Consider the following 19225-nt stretch of genomic DNA (forward strand, 5'->3'; position numbering starts at 1 on the left):
TGGCTCAGACTGAAAGAGTCCACAGGACTTACTTCGCTTTCGAGTTTCTTGGCTCAGGCTGAAAAAGTCCACAGGACTATCCTCGCTCTCGAATTTCTTGGCTCAGGCTGAAAAAGTCCACAGGACTTTCCTCGCTCTCGAATTTCCTGGCTCAGGCTGAAAAAGTCCACAGGACTTTCCTCGCTCTCGAATTTCTTGGCTCAGGCTGAAAAAGTCCCCCGGACTTTTTCACTCCCACAAATCTTTCTATTTTTTTCTTCTACTAGTATAACAAAAAAAGGGAAGAAGGCAAACTTCCCTGTTTAGTCATTTTCTTGATTTTCTTCCCATTCGTGGTAGGCAGCATAAAGCTGGCTTTTATTCCACTGGTAAATCTTAGCGACTTCCTTGATAGCTTGGTTTTTCTTCATGCCTTGCTGGATGCGGACTTGGATTTCTAAGAACAAGTCCTCCTTGTCTTTTTCCTCCACATCCTGACTGGCACCTTCAACAATGAGAAGGCATTCTCCCTTAAGTGGCGTTTCAGAGATGCTTTCCAGCAATTCAGAAATTGTACCTCTTTGGTATTCTTCATAGATTTTGGTCAATTCTCTGACCAAGACGACCGAGCGGTTGCCATAAACTGCTAGCATATTTTCCAACGTATCTGCTACACGATGAGGGGATTCATAGAAAATTTGTGTTTCAGGATAGTCTTTTTTCGAGTCGAAAAATTGCTTTTGCTGGCCTGACTTTCTCGGTAAAAAGCCGTAAAAGATATGTGGCTGTGGCGCTAAACCACTAGCGATCAAGGCAGAAATTCCTGCAGAGGCACCTGGAACTGTGACAACAGCAATATCTTCCTCAATGGCTGCCTTAACCAAATCATGACCAGGGTCTGAGATGCTAGGCAGACCCGCATCAGAAACCTGAGCAATACTTTGTCCTGCTTTCAGGAAACTAATCAAATCAGGAATCTTTTCCTTGGCATTGTGCTCATGAAAACTAATCTGCTTAGTAGAAATATCAAAATGCTTGAGCAAAAGCCCAGTATTGCGCGTGTCCTCAGCAGCAATCCAGTCCACCTCTTTCAAGGTCTGGATAGCTCGAAAGGTTATATCGTCTAGATTGCCAATCGGCGTTGCCACTAGATACAGCTTGCCATAGGGAGACTGCCCCTTAAAACTTTTTTGAATCTGCATGCCTACTCCCTGTATAACAACTCGTCACAGAACATACATTCCTCGTCCTGCTCTCGACGTTGTCCATAAAAATCATTACATACGTGAAATCCATCCCGGTAAATACGACGGACACTTTCACGAACATGCTTAGCCTTGACAGGAGCATCTGCTTCCACCTCACCCAAGCGTTCGCGCAACTTACTATTTTCCAAGCGAAGAGCTGTATTTTCCTCTACCAGGCTCTTGAGATTTTTCTTGATTGCTTCCACATCGGCCAAGGTTACCAATAACTGTTGGGAAAAATCGTCCAGCGCGTCAAATAATTCTTTTTTGTCCATAAAACAGCTCTTTCCTTTCTTTATCATTCATTTTTGAGTTTATATTTCTTTCAAGACCAGGTATTCCATGGCATTTTGAAAGCTGACATTAGCTTGCCACATTCTTCTAGCTTCTAGCAAATCTTGTAGAATCACTCTAACTCTTGCTTGCAGGAGGTCCTGCCCACAGAGGACTTCAAGAATCCGTAAAACCTGATCTTGTTTTTCCTTATCATCTGCCAAGTTGGCTAATTTAGCAACCTGCAGATAACTTTCTTTTTTCTTAGCCACTAACCAAGTCAGCAGGCGTTCACTTTCATCGACCAAGGTCCAAAAGCCTGCCTGATTAGCCAACTTTTCTGCTTCAGCTCGCGATTGACTAAACTGAGCTAAGAGAGTTGCTTTTTTCTTAACCAGCCCCATTTGTTCTAAGAGCAAGATGAGCTTCTCTTCTTGCTTTTTAAAGTGGAAAATCTGGGTCCGACTTCGGATTGTCGGTAAGATCTTTTCCTCATCGCTAGTTAAGAAGAAAATGTAAACCTCACTCTGGGGTTCTTCGATGACCTTGAGCAAAGAATTGGCTGCATTAGGGTGCATTTTCTCAGCTTGATCGATAATAAAGACCTGCTGCTGGCTTTCAATCCCTGCTTGAGAAAACTGCCCCACCAATTCTCGAATGCGTTCTGTCTTAATGACCTGATTAACTGGTTTAATCAAAGTGACATCGGGAAATTCTCCCTGTTCAATCAGTTTACAATTCCGGCATTTCTCACATGGTAAAACACCTACTTTATCTGTACAAAAGAGGCTCTTAGCCAAAAATTGCGACATTTCCAAGCTTCCAAAGAATCCTGAAAAAAGATAGGCGTGATTGAGCTGGTCTTGTTCTAGAATACGGACAAAACGGTCAAACTGATCTGGTTGCCAAGCCTTTAGTTGATCTTGTTTCATTTAGCCAATCCCATTCTCTCAAACAAAACTGCCTTGGTAGTTTCCACAACTTGCTCCAAAGGAAAACTAGCATCAACCTTGACAATACGACTTCCTTCTTTGTCCAGAAGAGAAAGGTAACCTTGACGGACTTTTTTATGCAAGTCCAACCCTTCCAAGTCCAAACGATTGACCTCGCGGTCACTATTAGCAGCAATGCGAGCCAGTCCTTCTTCCACCTCGATGTCAAAATAGAGGGTCAAATCGGGTTTAAGGCCATCTGTCGCAAACTGATTAAGCCAGTCAATGGCTTCAATGTCCAAACCACGACCAAATCCCTGATAGGCAAGAGAACTATCGATGAAGCGGTCCATAATGACCACCTTGCCAGCTGCAAGGGCAGGGAGAACTTTTTCCACCAAGTGCTGTCTGCGACTGGCGATATAGAGAAGGAGTTCCGTTTTAGGATCCATCTGAGTATGACTTGGGTCCAAAATCACTTCCCGAATCTTCTCCCCAATCAAGACTCCGCCAGGTTCACGGGTCGTCAGCACCTCTACCCCTTTTTCCTCTAAAATTGGTAGCAGAGCCTCTAAAACACTGGTCTTTCCTGCTCCCTCTGGTCCCTCAAGAGAGACTAAAAATCCTTTTGACATGTCTAACTCATTTCTTTTTTACTACTTCTATTCTATCAAAAAAATGGGGGTTTGTGACAATCTTTTTTCTTCTCATTTCAACCACCATAAAAGAGGCAGATAAAACTACCTCTTATTTACCTAATTCTTGTGTTCGTTTGTAGGCTTGACCAACTGCATCCATGACTGTTCCTCGGAAAGCATGCGCTTCTAGACTTGCTACGCCAGCGATAGTCGAACCACCTGGGCTACAAACTTTATCTTTTAAGACCCCAGGATGTTGCTGGCTTTCTAGGACCAATTGTCCAGCGCCGACAACTGTTTGAGCTGCCATTTTCAATGCCGTTTCTCTTGGCAATCCTGTCTGAACACCTGCATCTGCCAAGGCCTCAATAAAAAGATAGACAAAGGCCGGCCCACAACCTGCAAGACCTGTCGCTGCATCAATTAAGCTTTCCCCAAGTTCAATCAAGAGACCAGCCTTGGCTAAAAGCTGACAAAAAAGTTCACTGTCCTCAGCACGACATTTTGCTGATATGGCATAACTAATCACTCCTTGCCCGATAGAAGCAGGGGTATTTGGCATCATACGAATAATTCGGTGCTGACTTGGAAGAAGACTAGCCAGTTTTTCCAAGGTCAATCCAGCTGCCATGGAAATCAAAAGAAGACTTTCTCTTTTTTCAAGGATGGTCTGGTATTGAGAAAGCAAGTCTGAGAACTGAGCTGGCTTAACACCTAGAAAAATCACATCTGCTTCTGCAAAAATTTCTTCATTGCTGGAAGCCTGACCACCAAAGTTGGCGATGAAAGCATCCACCTTGGCTTGACTACGATTGGCAAGAAGAATGTCATCACCCGTCTTGGCCTGCAAAACAGCCTTGGCCAAACTAGCTCCCATATTCCCCAAGCCGATAAATCCAATCTTCATCTCTTACTCCCTTATCTGCCCGTCACCAGTAACCACATACTTGTAGCTAGTCAACTCTTTCAAGCCCATGGGACCACGCGCGTGCAATTTCTGAGTTGAAATCCCCATTTCACAACCAAGACCAAATTGGCCACCATCTGTGAAACGAGTTGAGGCATTGACATAGACAGCTGCAGAGTCCACTTGATCTGTAAAGTAAGCCGCAGCTTCAGCATTTTCCGTCACAATGGCATCCGAATGATGGGTACTGTGGGTTTCAATATGGGCAACCGCTTCTTCTAAACTGCTCACAACCTTAACAGCTAGGACATAGTCTAAAAACTCGGTGTCAAAGTCTTGTGCTTCAGCTGCTTGACCTGAAACAAACTGACTTGCTTTCTCATCCAAGCGGAATTGAATTGGCTCCAACCCAGCTTCTTTTCGATCTTCAACCAGTACCTTCTCCAAGCGAGGAAAGAAGCTTGCTGCCTTGTCCTCATGAACAATTAGAACCTCCATGGCATTGCAGACAGAAGGACGACTGGTTTTAGCATTATTGATGATAGACAGAGCCTTGTCGTCATCTGCATCCTTATCGACATAAACATGAACAATCCCAGTTCCTGTCTCGATAACAGGTACGATAGCATTCTCAACCACTGCATTGATCAAGCCAGCCCCTCCACGAGGAATAAGAAGGTCTAGATAGCCCTTGGCCTTCATCATAGCATAGCTACTTTCTCGGCTAGTATCTTCCACCAGTTGAATCACATCTGGATGAATGGTAGTCGTCTCCAAGCCCTTCTTCAAGGCTGTGACAATAGCATGAGCTGTTTGGTAGGCATCCTTACCACTACGAAGAACAACCGCATTCCCACTCTTGAGAGCCAGAGCAGCCGCGTCAGACGTCACATTTGGACGACTTTCATAGATAATACCGATAACGCCCATAGCCACACGTTTTTTGGTGATCACTAAGCCATTTTCAAGATGATTGGTCTCTAAAACTTCACCGATTGGATCTGGTAAAGCAACCACTTCACGAATCCCAGTTGCCATCGCTTCTATACGACCTGCATCCAAATAAAGACGATCCAGCATCACATCTGAGATTTTACCCTTAGCCGCTTCCATATCGAGGGCATTGGCCGCTAAAATTTCCTCAGTAGCTACTAATAAGTGATCAGCCATGGCTAGCAAGGCTTGATTTTTCACTGCTTCACTAGCTGTGTTGATCGATTTTTTTACAGCCTGTACCTGTTCAAATTGTTCTTGTGTACTTACCATAGTTTACCTCTAAAATTCTGTAAAGAGTAGTTGGATTTCAGGAGTAATGGAAATCCAGTCGTCACGGTGAATCAAGACACCCTTGGCTTTTTGAGAACGCAACATATCCTCCAAAGCAGATGCCCCAAATTGCACGCGTCCTTTTCCAAGTGATTTTCCACTTTCCTTGTCAAATACTGTCACGATATCACCATAAGAAAAAGCTCCTTCTGCGTCAACAATACCAGATAAAAGAAGACTCTTGCCATGTTGAGAGAGAGCTTCTGCAGCCCCTTTATCAACCCAAATAGAACCTTGACTCTGAGCATAAAAAGCCAGCCATTGTTTCTGGGTACGAAGTCCCTTCTCTTGCGCAACAAAGTAGGAACCATCCTTGGTCTCCTCAGCTGCCTCAATCATGGCATCTGACTTTAAGGATGAGCAGATATAAACAGGAACTCCTGATTCCGTCGCGATAGTTGCAGCTTTGATTTTTGTTAGCATGCCCCCAGTTCCGTTTGAAGAGCCAGCTCCACCAGCCATATCAATAATCTCACGATTGATGGTCTCAATTTTCTCCAAGCGTTTGGCTCTTGAATCTGAATTAGGATTTCCAGTATAAAGACCGTCTACGTCTGTCAAGAGGACCAAAAGGTCAGCTTGGACCATGGCCGCTACCTGCGCACTCAGAGTGTCATTGTCCCCAACCTTGAGCTCATCAATAACGACACTGTCATTCTCATTGATAATAGGAATCGCCCCACGGCTAAGTAAAACTGACAAAGCCTGATGGGCATTTTTATAACGGCGCTTATCCACAAAATCATCCTGAGTCAGCAAAATTTGTGCAGAAACGATTTGGCGCAAGAGAAGATTGGTCGTGTATTCTTCCAACAAAAGCCCTTGTCCTACCGCTGCTGAAGCCTGTTTATCAGCAATCTTAGTCGGACGCTTTTTAAATCCTAAAGCCCCAAAACCAGCCGCAATGGCACCTGACGACACCAAAATCAATTCATGACCAGCCTCGTGCAGCATAGCCAACTGCTGGGTAATAGCTTTTACCTTACTACGTGATAAACTTCCATCCTCATTCGTCAGAGAAGAAGTCCCCACCTTAAAGACAATCCGTTTGAATTTCATAGTCTCACTCCGATTCTTCATATTTATCCATTATAACATGAATGGCAGGAAATAGAAAAGAGTTGATAGGAAAAAGGTCGAGACAAGCCATCTCAACCTTTTATCAAATCTAATTCTTTCTCAATCTCTCCAAGGTTTCCTTAAAAATCTCTGGGATATCTGCTGTAAATTCCAAGATCTCACCTGTTCGTGGATGCGTAAATCCTAGAGTCTTGGCATGAAGAAATTGTCCATGTCCTTTCAAAGTCTTGCGAGGACCATAGACTTCATCACCAGCGACTGGATGACCAATATAAGCCATGTGAACACGGATTTGATGGGTGCGGCCTGTTTCCAACTGCAGCTCCACTAAACTATAATCACCAAAGCGTTCCAAAACGTGGAAACGTGTCACTGCAGGCTTCCCTTTAGCAGTCACAGCCTGTTTCTTACGGTCTTTTTCACTACGGCCAATCGGAGCTTCAATGACACCACGATCATTAGGCAGATTTCCATGAACAATCGCCCAATATTTGCGAAGAGACTTTTTATCCTTGAGTTCTTGAGCAAGTGCTAGATGCGCCTCATCGTTTTTAGCAATCATGAGAAGGCCTGACGTATCCTTATCAATACGATGAACAATTCCTGGACGCAGAACCCCATTGATACCCGATAAATCCTTAATATGGTACATAAGGGCATTTACCAGAGTTCCACTAGTATGACCAGCACTCGGATGCACAACCATTCCTTGAGGCTTGTTAACGACGGCCACATCCTCATCTTGGTAGATGATATCTAGCGGAAGATTCTCAGGCACATACTCTAAAACCTCTGGTTCTGGCACATGGTAAGTGACGATATCGCCCTCTTGGACAGTGTATTTAGCTTTCTTGACTTGGCCATTGACCAAGACCTGACCTGATTTGATTTGTTCATTCGCGAGACTGCGTGATAATTCTGTCAAATCCGACAAAGCCTTATCCAAACGCAGGCCACCAGTTTCAATTTTAATTTCCATTTATTTCCTCTTTTAACATCGCAATCAATAAAATAATCACTCCAACAGTCAGATAGCTATCTGCCACATTGAAAATTGCAAAATTGATAAAGTCCACATGAAACATATCCACAACAAAGCCCTGACTGATCCTGTCAATAAAGTTTCCAAGACCACCTGCAATAATCAAGGTCAAACCCAAGACCATCCAGAGTGAGTCCTCCATATGTTTATGTAAATACCAAATGGCACCAACCACGACAACCAGAGTAATGACAGCGAATAACAACTGCTGATCTTGTAAGATAGAAAAGGCTGCCCCTCGATTTTGCAGGTAGGTCAAGCTAACGAAATTGGGAATCCAAGATCGTACTTCACCCAATGGAATTTGCTGGACGATATAGGATTTTACCAACTGATCAAGCCCAATCAAAAGCAGTACAATGACTGCCACTATTCCTCTTTTTTTCATGATTTCCTCTTCTGATTAAAATATTCTTGCATGACTTCTACAAAGAGAGTCCCAGCTTGACTGAGCTCCACTTCCTCACGTTTAACGTAGACCATGCGATTATCTAGATTATCCTTGAGACGAATAACTGTGATGCCATTAACACTATCACTATCTAAAAATCCAGAACCTGTCGCATAGGCGTCCGTCCGCTCTAAAATACCATTCAAGGTAGCACGGTCTGTCACATTAAACATCTGTGAACTAGCACTGGTATCGACAAAATTCTCTGAATAATAAAGGTACTCGTCTTTCTCTTGAGTAAAACGAACCGTTGGTAAATCAGCTAAATCCTCCATGACCAATTCCTCTTTCTGGGCTAAAGGATGCCCTTCACGAAGATAAATATGGGTATGAAAGGGAATCAATTCAATGACCTCCAGACCTAGCTTTTCAATCCGTTGCATGATCCCTTTTTTATTTTGATTGTTGAGGTAGATAATCCCAATCTCACTGTGCCCTTGCGCTACTTCGTCTAAGATTTGAACAGTAGTTGATTCAAAAATACGAAAGTTCTTATAGTCAGGATAGCGCTCTGAAAAGGCCGTAATGGTTGGTGGCAAGAAGTCATAGTGCTGACTGGCAATGGAAAATTCATCTTTTTCTTCTTCAGGATTAGCATACTGATTTTGAAAAATATCAAATCCTTTAACCAATTCTTGCGCTTTTTCATAGAATTCCATACCACGACGAGTCAAGAAAGTCCCTGAGCTGGTCCGACGGAAAATCTTAAAACCCAACTCTTTTTCCAAATCACGAACAGAAATGGACAGACTCGGCTGACTAACATACATCTTTTCAGCAGCTTCACGGAAAGTACCACTATTGGCAATGGCAACAACATAGCGTAATTGTTGAATGTTCATCTTCTACCCCCAACTTCTTTATCTTTTCATTATACCATATTTTAGAAGTTTTCCATCGAAGAAAAATAATCTCAATCATAAAATGCATCTACTCTAAGAACGAACAAATCATGGGTATCAAAACAAAAAATAGGCTCTCCGAAAACTCGGAAAGCCTTATTTAATGCTACTTCTAGCTTCCTCGCCTTTACATTTCAAGGCTCGGGATAAAAAGGTTCACTGGACCTTTTTATTTAGCGATTGGGTAAACAGAAACTTGTTTTTTATCGCGTCCTTTACGTTCAAAGCGTACTACGCCTTCAACTTTAGCGAACAAAGTATCGTCTCCACCACGTCCAACGTTTACACCTGGATAGATGTGTGTACCACGTTGACGGTAAAGGATTGATCCACCTGTTACAGTTTGTCCGTCAGCTGCTTTAGCTCCAAGACGTTTCGCTTGTGAATCACGTCCGTTTGATGTAGAACCTCCACCTTTTTTGTGGGCGAAAAGTTGCAAGTTGTTAAGAGTCATTTTTAACATAATGTTTTCCTCCGTGTTAGTTTTCTGTGATAACTCTGGTTTGGACGAACTCAGAAGAGTTCTCCGATAAGTTTGCCATACCTAAGAAAAATGATTCAAAGAATAACTGGGTCATTTCTCTCTGGTGTGAAGGAAGATCTTTTGGTATTTCAACCATCAGATAGCCACCTTCATCTTCGTTTAATTCTAGGATTGGTTCATAGCCTGCAAATTTCTCAATAGAATTGATAAAGTTAATGGCAAGCGTAGAAACCGATGCACACACGACATCAAAGCCGTATTCGCCACTCTCGGCGTGTCCAGTAATTTCCGCACTCCTCAGCTCGCCATCTTCGGCTCTCTCAAAGACTGCTTGTATCATGTGTTCTCCTTAAAATTAAGCGTTAATTGCGTTGATGACAACTTTTGTATATGGTTGACGGTGACCTTGTTTACGGTGGCTACCTTTTTTAGGTTTGTACTTGTAAGTAACAACTTTCTTTTGTTTTCCTTGTTTTTCAACAGTTCCAACTACAGTAGCTCCAGCAACAAGTGGAGTTCCGACAACAGTGTTTTCACCACCAACAAGAACAACTTCGTTAAAAGTAACTTCTTGACCAGCTTCAACGTTCAATTTTTCAACGTAAACTGCTTGACCAACTTCAACTTTAACTTGTTTTCCGCCAGTTTTGATAATTGCGTATGTGCTCATTATGCACCTCCTATGATTTTTATGGGTTTCCCCGATTTTTTGTGAAGACTCGCCTAGCATCGTGGGACAAACCACTTAAACTTGAATAATCAAGCAACGATGTTCGTGCGGTTGCACAGGATCGTGCATAGTCAACTCTTCAAGTATAGCATATCTCCTATTTTCTTACAAGCAATAACACCTAAAATGAAGCTTTTTCTTTTACTTTTTTCCGCCACTTGGCAAAAAGCATGCTAATGTAAAAAATGCTCATCATAATAGGAACACCAAGAATGGTCTTTTCATGATAGAAAATCGTCAAATAAGCTGAAAAGACAACGCCAAGGACAAAACTACTAAGTAAGCTAACAAATATGAACCCTTCACGTAAAAAAGGAGTGTGCTTGGTTCGGAAATAATCTCCAAAAGCCAGCATAGTCCGTTTGATATTCCCTGTCATAAAAGCGTTATTATAGGCAATACCCGACACTTCACCAAAAGCAGTTGTCACCAGTCCCATACAGAAAGCCAAGGGCGGTACTAGATAGATATTATCTACAGTTTGTGGCACAAAACCAATAATGATTGATAAGATTGCCAAAGGAATCAATGACAGAATGGGCTTTTTCACAATTCTCAATTTTTCCTTATAAATCGTTAGTAAAAAGACCCCCATCATAAAAGCTAGCAAGGTCATTACTTTGGCACTAGCATCTGAAACATTGTGTTGAATGAGCCCCACGGATAGAAAGACTACATTCCCAGTTTGTCCAGCTACAAGAGTGTTCCCTCGCACAATAAACGTATAGGCATCTACATAACCTGCACAAAAAGTCAAAAAAAGCGCTAGCCTCTTAGACTGACGTGATATTTTTCTTATAGGTAATAACCTCATTTTCCCTCCCATTTCATTTACTCATCTCATTATTGTACCACTTTCTTTGAAAAAGGCCTAGTAGCTTATTTGAAATTTTTTACCCTCTGTTGGATAGTCCCGTCTATCTATGTTATAATGAAAGAAGGATTTGAAATCGGAAAAGGAGTAACTATGCTTAAATTAGGTGTCATCGGAACAGGGGCTATCAGTCACCACTTCATAGAAGCAGCCCATATCAGTGGAGAATACCAGCTGGTCGCAGTCTATTCTAGAAAACTAGAAACTGCGGCAACCTTTGCTTCTCGCTATCAAGATATCCAACTCTTTGATCAATTAGAGGACTTCTTCAAGAGCTCCTTTGATGTTGTCTATATTGCTAGTCCAAACTCCTTGCATTTTGCTCAGGCAAAAGTTGCATTATCTGCTGGAAAACACGTCATTCTTGAAAAGCCAGCTGTCACTCAACCACAAGAATGGCTGGATTTGGTTCAAACAGCTGAGAAAAATCACTGTTTTATCTTCGAAGCAGCTCGTAATTACCACGAAGAAGCTTTTACTACTATCAAAAACTTTTTAGCAGACAAGCAAATTTTAGGGGCAGATTTCAACTATGCCAAGTATTCTTCCAAAATGCCTAACTTGTTGACTGGGGAGACACCAAATGTCTTCTCAGACCGTTTTGCTGGTGGAGCTCTTATGGATTTGGGGATTTATCCCCTCTACGCTACCGTTCGTCTCTTTGGAAATGCTCAAGACGCGACCTATCAGGCTCAACAACTTGACAATAGCATGGACCTGAATGGAGACGGAATCCTCTTATACCCTGACTTTCAAATTCATATAAAAGCTGGGAAAAATATCACTTCCAATCTTCCTTGCGAAATTTATACGACAGATGGAACCTTGACCCTCAACACCATCGAGCATATCCGCTCAGCTATTTTTACAGACCACCAAGGAAATCAAGTCCAGCTCCCTATCCAACAGGCTCCTCATACGATGACTGAGGAAGTCGCTGCATTTGCACACATGATCCAGCAACCAGATCTGAATCTCTACCAAACTTGGCTGGCAGATGCAAGTTCAGTTCATAAGCTACTATATACTATGCGCCAGACTGCTGGCATTAGATTTGAGGCAGAAAAATGAAAACCAAACTACCGACTGAATGGCAAGAACTGAGTGACCAACTCGGTTTCCAAGAATTCACCCCCATTCAAACTCAACTATTTGAGCCCCTTCTTGCTGGAGAAAACCTCCTAGGAGTGAGCCCAACAGGAACTGGTAAGACCCTAGCTTACCTTCTACCAAGTCTTCTCAGACTACAAAAGAAAAAAGCGCAGCAACTCTTGATTCTAGCACCAAATACGGAGCTTGCTGGACAGATTTTTGACGTATGTAAAACGTGGTCAGAAGCTATCGGCTTGACTGCCCAACTCTTCTTATCAGGTTCGAGTCAGAAACGCCAGATTGAACGTCTAAAAAAAGGACCAGAAATTCTGATTGGAACTCCTGGCCGTATCTTTGAACTCATTAAATTAAAAAAAATCAAGATGATGAATGTGGAAACCATCATTCTAGATGAATTTGACCAATTGCTCGATGATTCTCAGATACACTTTGTCGAGAAAATTACTCACTACGCACCTCGTGACCACCAACTTGTCTATATGAGTGCGACGACCAAGTTTAACCAAGAAAAGATTGCATCTAACACGCGAACCATTGATCTATCTGACCAAAAGCTGAACAATATCCAGCACTTCTACATGCAGGTAGACCAACGTCACAGAGTGGATATGCTACGAAAACTGGCTCATGTGGAGGATTTCCGCGGTCTGGTCTTCTTTAACAGCCTATCAGACCTTGGAAGCGCAGAGGAAAAATTACAGTATCGGGATATCTTGGCTGTTTCCCTCGCTAGTGATGTCAATGTTAAATTTAGAAAAGTTATCTTAGAAAAGTTTAAAGACAAGCAACTAACCCTACTTCTCGCAACAGACCTTTTGGCTCGTGGAATTGATATCGATAGTCTAGAATGCGTCGTAAACTTTGATGTTCCTAGAGATAGTGAAACCTACACTCACCGTGCTGGCCGTACTGGTCGTATGGGCAAGGAAGGTTATGTTATCACTCTCGTCACTCATCCAGAAGAAATCAAAAAACTCAAAAAGTTTACAAGTGTACGAGAAATTGTCCTAAAAAATCAAGAACTCTATATCAAATAAGGTTGGCTCTTGCCAACCTCTGATTTAAGATAAGATCCTCAGAATACGAGTTTCTATGGACCTTATCTCAAGACTGAGCCTAGGACAATAGTCCCTTATCTCCAAAAAAGCAACGTATTTGCCGTTGCTTTTTTGTGGTTGAGAACTATTTTGTCTCAGGCTCTTTTTGCTTACTAAAAATTAAAGAATTCCATAGCCTGTTTGAAAAGCAAATCAGTATACTCTGGGTCTTCTTGGGCAATAGTAACCTGATCTTGAATCATTTCCAAGTCATCTGTTATCATTCCATCTGCTCCCAAATGAACTGATTTATCAAAGGACTCTGAACTATTGATGGTCCAAACGTACAATTTCTGATCCGTATTCCAAAGCTTGTTGACAAAATTTTCATCTAAAGTTGAATACTCCATAGTATAACCTGTAGCCTTGGTTCTTGGAAAAATACTATTATAAGGTAGGATAAAATAGATTGGAATTTGAGAATCGTAGGCTAAAACCTGATCAATCACATGGTAGTCCAAGGATTGCATTTGGTGACCATTCTGCTTAAGAACCGTTCCATATTTTTCCATAAAGCGTTTCATCATATCTGGGCTATCTTTTCGACTGGTCTTAATCTCAATAAGGAGTTTTTGGTGCAATTCATTGGCTTTATTGAGGTAGTCATCAAAACTGGACACCTTGCTATGATAACCATTCTCTGAAATATCGAGTTTGGTTAATTCTTTCAAAGTTAGATCCTGTGGATTGGCATTAACACCTGTCAGATTCTTGATATTGGCATCATGCATCATGACAAACTGGCCATCTTTGGTTTCCTGAACATCTGTCTCAACAAAGTCTGGACTTAGTTGGGCTGTCTTTTCTAAAGATTGAACTGTATTCTGCACACCATTCTTATTGGATACTCCCCTGTGAGAGATAATTAAAGGTTTATTGGCAACTGGAGCTTCCAAATAAACATAACCCTCAAGAGCGAAAAAGATACAAGCACAGCCCATCACTCCCCATCTCATCCAGTGATCTTTCTTTCTCCTTGGTGTGATCTCTAGTTCTTCTCCTGTTAGGAAGGAAACAAACTTAATGAGAAAATAAGTCAAGGCTATGTAGTGGAAATTCTTAATCAAGACAAAGTTGATAATTCCCAGTACAAGAGATTCCTTATGGGTCAGACCATCCATCAGCACTTGACTTGCTAGGATTGGAATCAACAGAAGAATGAAAAATAGGTAGGTTTTGACGACAATCCAAAGCAAGTTCCAAGTATAAAACCAGGAGTGCTTTCTTGTCTTCTCTAGACTGTATCTGACAGCTTCTTTGACTGTTTTCTTTTCAAATAAAAGCTGAGGTAGGGCAAACATGAAACGCACTGAAATGTAAAATAGCAGTAAAGCCAGAATAGTAACCACTATACCTACTAGCCAATACTTGTCTTCCACATAATCAACGATAAAGTCCGGAATGACAATTTTATTGAGGTAATAAATCTTTAAAATCTTTCGAATCAATGGAAAGAGCATCATGACATAAAAGAAGATAAAGGCTATCTTTGCAAGCGTGACTTGCTTCATAAACAAGAAACTTTGGTGAAAGACCTTGCGACTGTACTCTAGCAAGGTTCTCTTTTCATGACATAATAAATGCCGAGCACCAATAAAGAGAAGTCCTATCTGGTAATAGGCGACCAATAAATTAACAATTACCAGAACAAATAAAGCAAGACTAATAAAGGGTGAACCCGTTATAATTGCAAAAATATTATTGTAAGAAAGAAAGAGATAGCCTGTCTGACGGAGCAAAAGTCCAGCAATCCAAGAATTTGATGGTAACCAGACAAACTCAATCATCATGAAAGTCAAGAAAAAGAGAAAGAGAATTTTATCTAGATTAAAGTATATCTGCTTAAAACCTAGATTTTTAGGTTTTTCAGGTTTCATAGGCACTCCTAGTCAAATAATTGAGACAAGTCCAAGCCTCCAAAAGGATTGTTTGATAGGCTACTTTCTGTCTCTAACAATTCTCTAGCTTGATCCGACTCTAGAAAGGACTCGTAAACACGCGCCGTCATCCGTGCATCCTCTAGACTATTATGAGACTGACCTTGAAATCCAAGAAATGAGGCAACAGTTTGCAATTTGAGATTGGCAATACCATGTAAATCCGAACTCCGACGTTCAAAAGCTTCATCATACAAATCCACCTTATACTGCTGGCTATAATCTAAACCATGATCCGCTAGAATAGGCAAATCACTTTTAGCAGCATTGTAGCCAACCATGGGTAAAGAACCCACAAACTCTTGGAAATCTTTTATAACTTTCTCCACTGGGGGAGCATCTTTTAGAGTCTCAGCTGTAATCCCAGTCAAACCATTGATAAAACTTTTTAAGGGAACACTGGTATGAACATAGGAATCATAGGCATCGATTTCCTGACCATCTCTAAAACGCACTGCCGATACTTGAATTAAGTGTGTTTGTCCTTCGTGCTGATTAAATTCTAAGTCAAAAGCAATGTAATCTTCTAATCGTTCCATTCTATACCTCTCCTCTACTGTTATTTTACTTGAGCAACTATACTATTTAGATTAGAAATAAAAGAAGCCATCAGGTTAGCATTTAACCTAAACAGCTCCTTGATTATCCTCCAAATAAACGAGCAAAAAAGCCTTTCTTAGTTGATTGGACTTCTTCTTTTGCTTGGTCCAGCTCTAGCTTAAGATTTTCTTGATCCTTCATGGCTTGAAGAGTCAATTGTTGCTGCTGATCGAGTTGTTTGTCTTTCTCAGCAATCTGACGGTCTTTGATACGCATCTGCTCGTCTTTTTCTGATAACTGACGATCCTTGGCTTTTAATTGTTCATAGAGACGAAGAATTTCAGCATTCTTCTCATCAACCAGAATCTCCATCAGTTCACGTTGCTTGACATCTTCACTGACAGGCTCATCTTCAAAAATCGTTTTTTTATAGATTTCTTCTAGCTTAATCAAGCCACTTCTGGTAACGACTGTTACCCCTTTGTCATTTTTATCTGTGTCTTCTTCTGGTAATTCTTTGACACGGTTATTGATTGCTTGGCGAGATAATCCTAAGACCTCTGCAATCTCACTGACGGTCATTTCAATACTCATAATATCCTCTGAAACGTTTTCTAGCTTTTCTTTACTTAAATCTTATCATAAGCTAGAAAAACTGTCAAATTTTCGCTTAATTTAAGGCCTTCAAAAAGGCTAATAAGACTTGGGCAGAGCGACGTCCAGCTTCGATAATAAACTCATCAAAAGAGATGTTCGCTTCATGGTTGGCATTGTCACTCATAGCTCGGATGACTAGTACTGGAAGATCAAGAGCATGCGCTGCTTGAGCAATAGCTGCCCCCTCCATCTCAACGGCTAATACTTCTGGGAAATGGGACTTAATCGCTTCTATCTTGTCATTTCCTGCCACAAAACTATCTCCTGTAGCAATCAAACCAAGATGCCAGTTTTGGTCCAATTGAGATAAACTCTCTTGGATGTTGGCAATAAAGTTTCTGTTTGATTCGAAATAAAGCGGTTGTTGCGCCATTTGTCCATAAGCATAGCCAAAAGCTGTGACATCCACGTCATGATAGGCTAATTTGTCAGCAATCACAACATCCCCAACAGCAATACCTTCTGCCACTGCCCCAGCAGATCCTGTATTAATCAAAGCGTCCACCTGGAAATGATCAGCTAAAATCGCCACACTCATAGCAGACATCACTTTACCAATTCCACTCTCTACGAGAACAACTTCATGAGAGGCAATGCTTCCTGTATGATAGGTATTCCCCAAAACAACTTGCTCTTGGGCATTTTCTAAATGCTGGACCAGATAAGCCAGTTCTTCTGGCATAGCAGCAATAATTCCTATTTTCATTTCAATTCCTTTTCCATTACAAAAGTTTCATTGCTAAGACAAGCAAAATCAAGAGAAAGATGACTGCAAATAAGATTTTATTCAGTTTAGAATTGAAGACATTTCTCTTGGTATTTTCAATGCGACGGCTTTTATGAATAGACGGTTCGACCTGAATCTTCAAGGTTTCCTGGCTAAAACCATGATCCTTAGGATTGGCATAACCAAAACGGGAAGAAGAGGTTGGTAAAATCTTGGTTTCCTCGTCATCAAGCAAAGGGGGACCCGAAATTTTTTCGCCTCTATTAGCTCTTTCAATCATTTCATCCGTTAATAAAGGTTTACCCATACTGACCTCCTCTATTTTTTGTGCAATTCCCAATACTGAACAGCCATAATTGTCTTGGCATCACAAATATGACCGGATTGGATTAATTCCTTAGCTTCTTCTAGACTCACTTCAAGGACTTCCAAGGTCTCATCGTCATCCTGCGGACGCGGATTTTCCACTTTCGTCAAATCGCTTGCTAGATATAGTTTTAACTTTTCATTACAAAAGCCAATGGCTGAATAAAAGTCATACAAGAGTTCTAACTTCCCTATATAAGCCGTTTCTTCCTCTAATTCACGAAGGGCTGCTGCGACAGGGTCTGTGTTTTCTCCTACTTCCAGTTTTCCAGCTGGAATTTCGTAAGAGACAGCCTCGATAGCCTTACGGTACTGCTTGACCAAGATGAGTTTTTGTTCATCCGTTACAGCTAAAACACAGACAGCTCCATTGTGGAAAATCAAATCACGTTGGGCAGTTCCCTTGCCTTCTGGTAACTCAACCTGATCTTGGACCAGTTTAAAAATTGGTCCTTGATAGATTTCTTTTCGGCTAAGTGTTTTTTCTTCAAATTCCATGATAGGCTCCTACTGATTATTAGGATGATGAGGAAGGCGAGTTGCATATTCATCTTTGTTGACCTGACGACCACGACCAATAGCAATCGCATCCGCTGGTACATCTTTGGTGATAGTTGAACCAGCACCAACAAGAGAATTGTCACCTAACTCAACTGGCGCAATAATGGTTGAATTTGAACCAACAAAGACATTGTTACCAATGACTGTCTTATATTTGTTTTTACCATCGTAGTTAACTGTAATAGTCCCTGCACCGAAATTAACGTGGCTACCCACTTCACAGTTTCCGATATAAGTCAAATGACCAGCCTTGGTATTCTCACCGATTGAAGAACCTTTAACCTCAACAAAGTTTCCAATATGGACTTGGGCAGCTAGACTTGAACCTGGACGAATGTGGGCATAAGGACCGACTGTCACTCCGTCTGCAACACTACTCTCTTCAATCATAGAGTTAGTAATGACAGCTCCTGCTCCGATAGTGCTATCCACTACATAAGTTCCATTTGTCAAAACAGTCTCAGCACCAATTTTCGTGTGCCCTTTTAAGGTAACATTGGCTTCGATTTGAACTTCCGGAGCAATCTCAACATCAATATCGATATAAGTTGATTCTGGATTAACAAAGCTAACCCCATTGACCATGTGCTGATGATTGATGCGACGACGCATAACCGACTCAGCTGTCGCAAGTGCCACACGGTCATTTACCCCAAGACTCTCATCAAAATCTTTCAAAGTATAAGCACCAACTTTTTCACCAGCTTCACGGAAAATGCCAATGACGTCTGTAATATAGTATTCACCTTGAGCATTGTTGGTATTGATATTTTTCAAAGCCTCAAACAAACGCTCGTTATCAAAAACATATGTTCCAGTGTTGATTTCCTTGATTTGTTTTTCAAAATCTGTAGCATCCTTTTGCTCAACAATACGAAGAACCTCAGCATTGTCATTACGTACAATTCGTCCATATCCAAAAGGATTATCCGTTTCAGCAGTCAAGATAGTGGCCACATTTTTATGATTGATGTGGAAATCAATCAAGTTTTTCAAGCTTTCACCAGTGATTAAAGGAGTATCTCCTGCAATAACCAAGGTGTGACCTGACAAACCTTCTAAGATAGGCTCTGTCATCATAACTGCATGACCGGTACCTAACTGTTCAGATTGAGTTACAAATTCTGTCTGTCCAGCCAAGACTTCCTCAACCAATTCCGCCTTGTGTCCGACCACTGTGACTGTCTTTTCAGGTTGGATAGCTCCCACACTACGGAAAACATGTTCCAGCATAGAAATACCCGCAACCTTGTGCAACACTTTTGGCAAATCAGATTTCATGCGAGTCCCTTTACCCGCTGCTAAAATAATGGCATAATTTGACATAATCTTCTCTTTTCTCTAGAAATTCCCTTTTATTAT

At 41.4% G+C, this 19225-nt stretch carries 23 protein-coding genes and 1 other annotated feature; of the genes, 2 read left to right on the top strand and 21 right to left on the bottom strand.

Features of this window, described 5'->3' with window-relative positions; translation table 11 throughout:
* Window positions 1-302: 302 nt before the first annotated feature.
* From rsmI to KUA57_RS01290, 14 genes are all read right to left on the bottom strand, one after another.
* The gene (gene rsmI, locus KUA57_RS01225) at window positions 303-1181 is read right to left on the bottom strand and encodes a 16S rRNA (cytidine(1402)-2'-O)-methyltransferase (protein ID WP_218493513.1); all 879 of its coding nucleotides are present in this window, start codon (window positions 1179-1181) and stop codon (window positions 303-305) included.
* Between the two features lie 2 nt (window positions 1182-1183).
* Entirely contained in the window at window positions 1184-1501 is a 318-nt protein-coding gene (gene yabA / locus KUA57_RS01230; protein ID WP_000358228.1) for a DNA replication initiation control protein YabA, read from the bottom strand.
* 39 nt (window positions 1502-1540) lie between these two features.
* Entirely contained in the window at window positions 1541-2431 is an 891-nt protein-coding gene (locus KUA57_RS01235; RefSeq protein ID WP_218493514.1) for a DNA polymerase III subunit delta', read from the bottom strand.
* Complete coding sequence (gene tmk / locus KUA57_RS01240; protein WP_218493515.1) at window positions 2428-3066, bottom strand: dTMP kinase; 639 nt, start codon at window positions 3064-3066, stop codon at window positions 2428-2430. The genes KUA57_RS01235 and tmk overlap by 4 nt, the downstream gene beginning before the upstream one ends.
* Window positions 3067-3178: 112 nt before the next feature.
* Window positions 3179-3976 (bottom strand): pyrroline-5-carboxylate reductase, encoded by a 798-nt coding sequence (proC, locus tag KUA57_RS01245; RefSeq protein WP_218493516.1) that lies wholly within the window; start codon window positions 3974-3976, stop codon window positions 3179-3181.
* 3 nt (window positions 3977-3979) lie between these two features.
* Window positions 3980-5242: a glutamate-5-semialdehyde dehydrogenase gene (locus tag KUA57_RS01250; RefSeq protein ID WP_218493517.1), complete on the bottom strand. Its 1263-nt coding sequence runs from the start codon at window positions 5240-5242 to the stop codon at window positions 3980-3982.
* 9 nt (window positions 5243-5251) lie between these two features.
* Window positions 5252-6361 carry a glutamate 5-kinase gene (gene proB, locus KUA57_RS01255; protein WP_218493518.1) on the bottom strand — a complete coding sequence of 370 codons (1110 nt, stop codon included), beginning with the start codon at window positions 6359-6361 and terminating at the stop codon, window positions 5252-5254.
* 109 nt (window positions 6362-6470) lie between these two features.
* Window positions 6471-7361 carry an RluA family pseudouridine synthase gene (locus KUA57_RS01260; protein WP_049510250.1) on the bottom strand — a complete coding sequence of 297 codons (891 nt, stop codon included), beginning with the start codon at window positions 7359-7361 and terminating at the stop codon, window positions 6471-6473.
* On the bottom strand, window positions 7351-7812 hold the full coding sequence (lspA, locus tag KUA57_RS01265) for a signal peptidase II (RefSeq protein ID WP_020901753.1): 462 nt from the start codon (window positions 7810-7812) through the stop codon (window positions 7351-7353). Before lspA ends, KUA57_RS01260 begins: the two co-directional genes overlap by 11 nt.
* On the bottom strand, window positions 7809-8717 hold the full coding sequence (locus KUA57_RS01270) for a LysR family transcriptional regulator (protein ID WP_049488647.1): 909 nt from the start codon (window positions 8715-8717) through the stop codon (window positions 7809-7811). The genes lspA and KUA57_RS01270 overlap by 4 nt, the downstream gene beginning before the upstream one ends.
* Before the next feature lie 229 nt (window positions 8718-8946).
* A complete protein-coding gene (rpmA, locus tag KUA57_RS01275) occupies window positions 8947-9240 on the bottom strand; it encodes a 50S ribosomal protein L27 (protein ID WP_000916509.1) in 294 nt (97 codons plus the stop codon).
* Window positions 9241-9256: 16 nt separating this feature from the next.
* The gene (locus KUA57_RS01280; RefSeq protein ID WP_000613694.1) at window positions 9257-9601 is read right to left on the bottom strand and encodes a ribosomal-processing cysteine protease Prp; all 345 of its coding nucleotides are present in this window, start codon (window positions 9599-9601) and stop codon (window positions 9257-9259) included.
* Window positions 9602-9616: 15 nt separating this feature from the next.
* Entirely contained in the window at window positions 9617-9931 is a 315-nt protein-coding gene (gene rplU / locus KUA57_RS01285; RefSeq protein WP_000109141.1) for a 50S ribosomal protein L21, read from the bottom strand.
* A gap of 35 nt (window positions 9932-9966) precedes the next feature.
* Window positions 9967-10054 (bottom strand) — a sequence feature (ribosomal protein L21 leader region).
* Window positions 10055-10112: 58 nt separating this feature from the next.
* The gene (locus KUA57_RS01290) at window positions 10113-10817 is read right to left on the bottom strand and encodes a YoaK family protein (protein ID WP_218493519.1); all 705 of its coding nucleotides are present in this window, start codon (window positions 10815-10817) and stop codon (window positions 10113-10115) included.
* A 141-nt stretch (window positions 10818-10958) separates the two neighbouring features.
* Here KUA57_RS01290 and KUA57_RS01295 point away from each other — a divergent pair, with 141 nt between their 5' ends.
* Window positions 10959-11936 carry a Gfo/Idh/MocA family protein gene (locus KUA57_RS01295; RefSeq protein WP_218493520.1) on the top strand — a complete coding sequence of 326 codons (978 nt, stop codon included), beginning with the start codon at window positions 10959-10961 and terminating at the stop codon, window positions 11934-11936.
* Window positions 11933-13015: a DEAD/DEAH box helicase gene (locus KUA57_RS01300; RefSeq protein ID WP_218493521.1), complete on the top strand. Its 1083-nt coding sequence runs from the start codon at window positions 11933-11935 to the stop codon at window positions 13013-13015. The genes KUA57_RS01295 and KUA57_RS01300 overlap by 4 nt, the downstream gene beginning before the upstream one ends.
* Before the next feature lie 173 nt (window positions 13016-13188).
* Here the strand turns inward: KUA57_RS01300 and KUA57_RS01305 are convergent, their stop codons facing one another.
* The 7 genes from KUA57_RS01305 to glmU all read right to left on the bottom strand — a co-directional run bounded on the left by KUA57_RS01305 (window position 13189) and on the right by glmU (window position 19189).
* On the bottom strand, window positions 13189-14952 hold the full coding sequence (locus tag KUA57_RS01305) for a glycerophosphoryl diester phosphodiesterase membrane domain-containing protein (RefSeq protein ID WP_070478827.1): 1764 nt from the start codon (window positions 14950-14952) through the stop codon (window positions 13189-13191).
* Between the two features lie 8 nt (window positions 14953-14960).
* Entirely contained in the window at window positions 14961-15551 is a 591-nt protein-coding gene (locus KUA57_RS01310; protein ID WP_064275899.1) for a 3'-5' exonuclease, read from the bottom strand.
* A 103-nt stretch (window positions 15552-15654) separates the two neighbouring features.
* Complete coding sequence (gene rocS / locus KUA57_RS01315) at window positions 15655-16146, bottom strand: chromosome segregation protein RocS (protein WP_000021242.1); 492 nt, start codon at window positions 16144-16146, stop codon at window positions 15655-15657.
* A 76-nt stretch (window positions 16147-16222) separates the two neighbouring features.
* Complete coding sequence (locus tag KUA57_RS01320) at window positions 16223-16915, bottom strand: 5'-methylthioadenosine/adenosylhomocysteine nucleosidase (RefSeq protein ID WP_125447070.1); 693 nt, start codon at window positions 16913-16915, stop codon at window positions 16223-16225.
* A 16-nt stretch (window positions 16916-16931) separates the two neighbouring features.
* Window positions 16932-17243 (bottom strand): cell wall synthase accessory phosphoprotein MacP, encoded by a 312-nt coding sequence (gene macP / locus KUA57_RS01325; RefSeq protein WP_000517861.1) that lies wholly within the window; start codon window positions 17241-17243, stop codon window positions 16932-16934.
* An 11-nt stretch (window positions 17244-17254) separates the two neighbouring features.
* Complete coding sequence (locus KUA57_RS01330) at window positions 17255-17800, bottom strand: NUDIX hydrolase (RefSeq protein ID WP_125447068.1); 546 nt, start codon at window positions 17798-17800, stop codon at window positions 17255-17257.
* Window positions 17801-17809: 9 nt separating this feature from the next.
* Window positions 17810-19189, bottom strand: a complete 1380-nt coding sequence (gene glmU / locus KUA57_RS01335) for a bifunctional UDP-N-acetylglucosamine diphosphorylase/glucosamine-1-phosphate N-acetyltransferase GlmU (protein WP_125447066.1) — start codon at window positions 19187-19189, stop codon at window positions 17810-17812.
* Window positions 19190-19225: the final 36 nt, after the last annotated feature.

The organism is Streptococcus vulneris (genome assembly GCF_019218685.1).
Taxonomy (GTDB): domain Bacteria; phylum Bacillota; class Bacilli; order Lactobacillales; family Streptococcaceae; genus Streptococcus; species Streptococcus vulneris.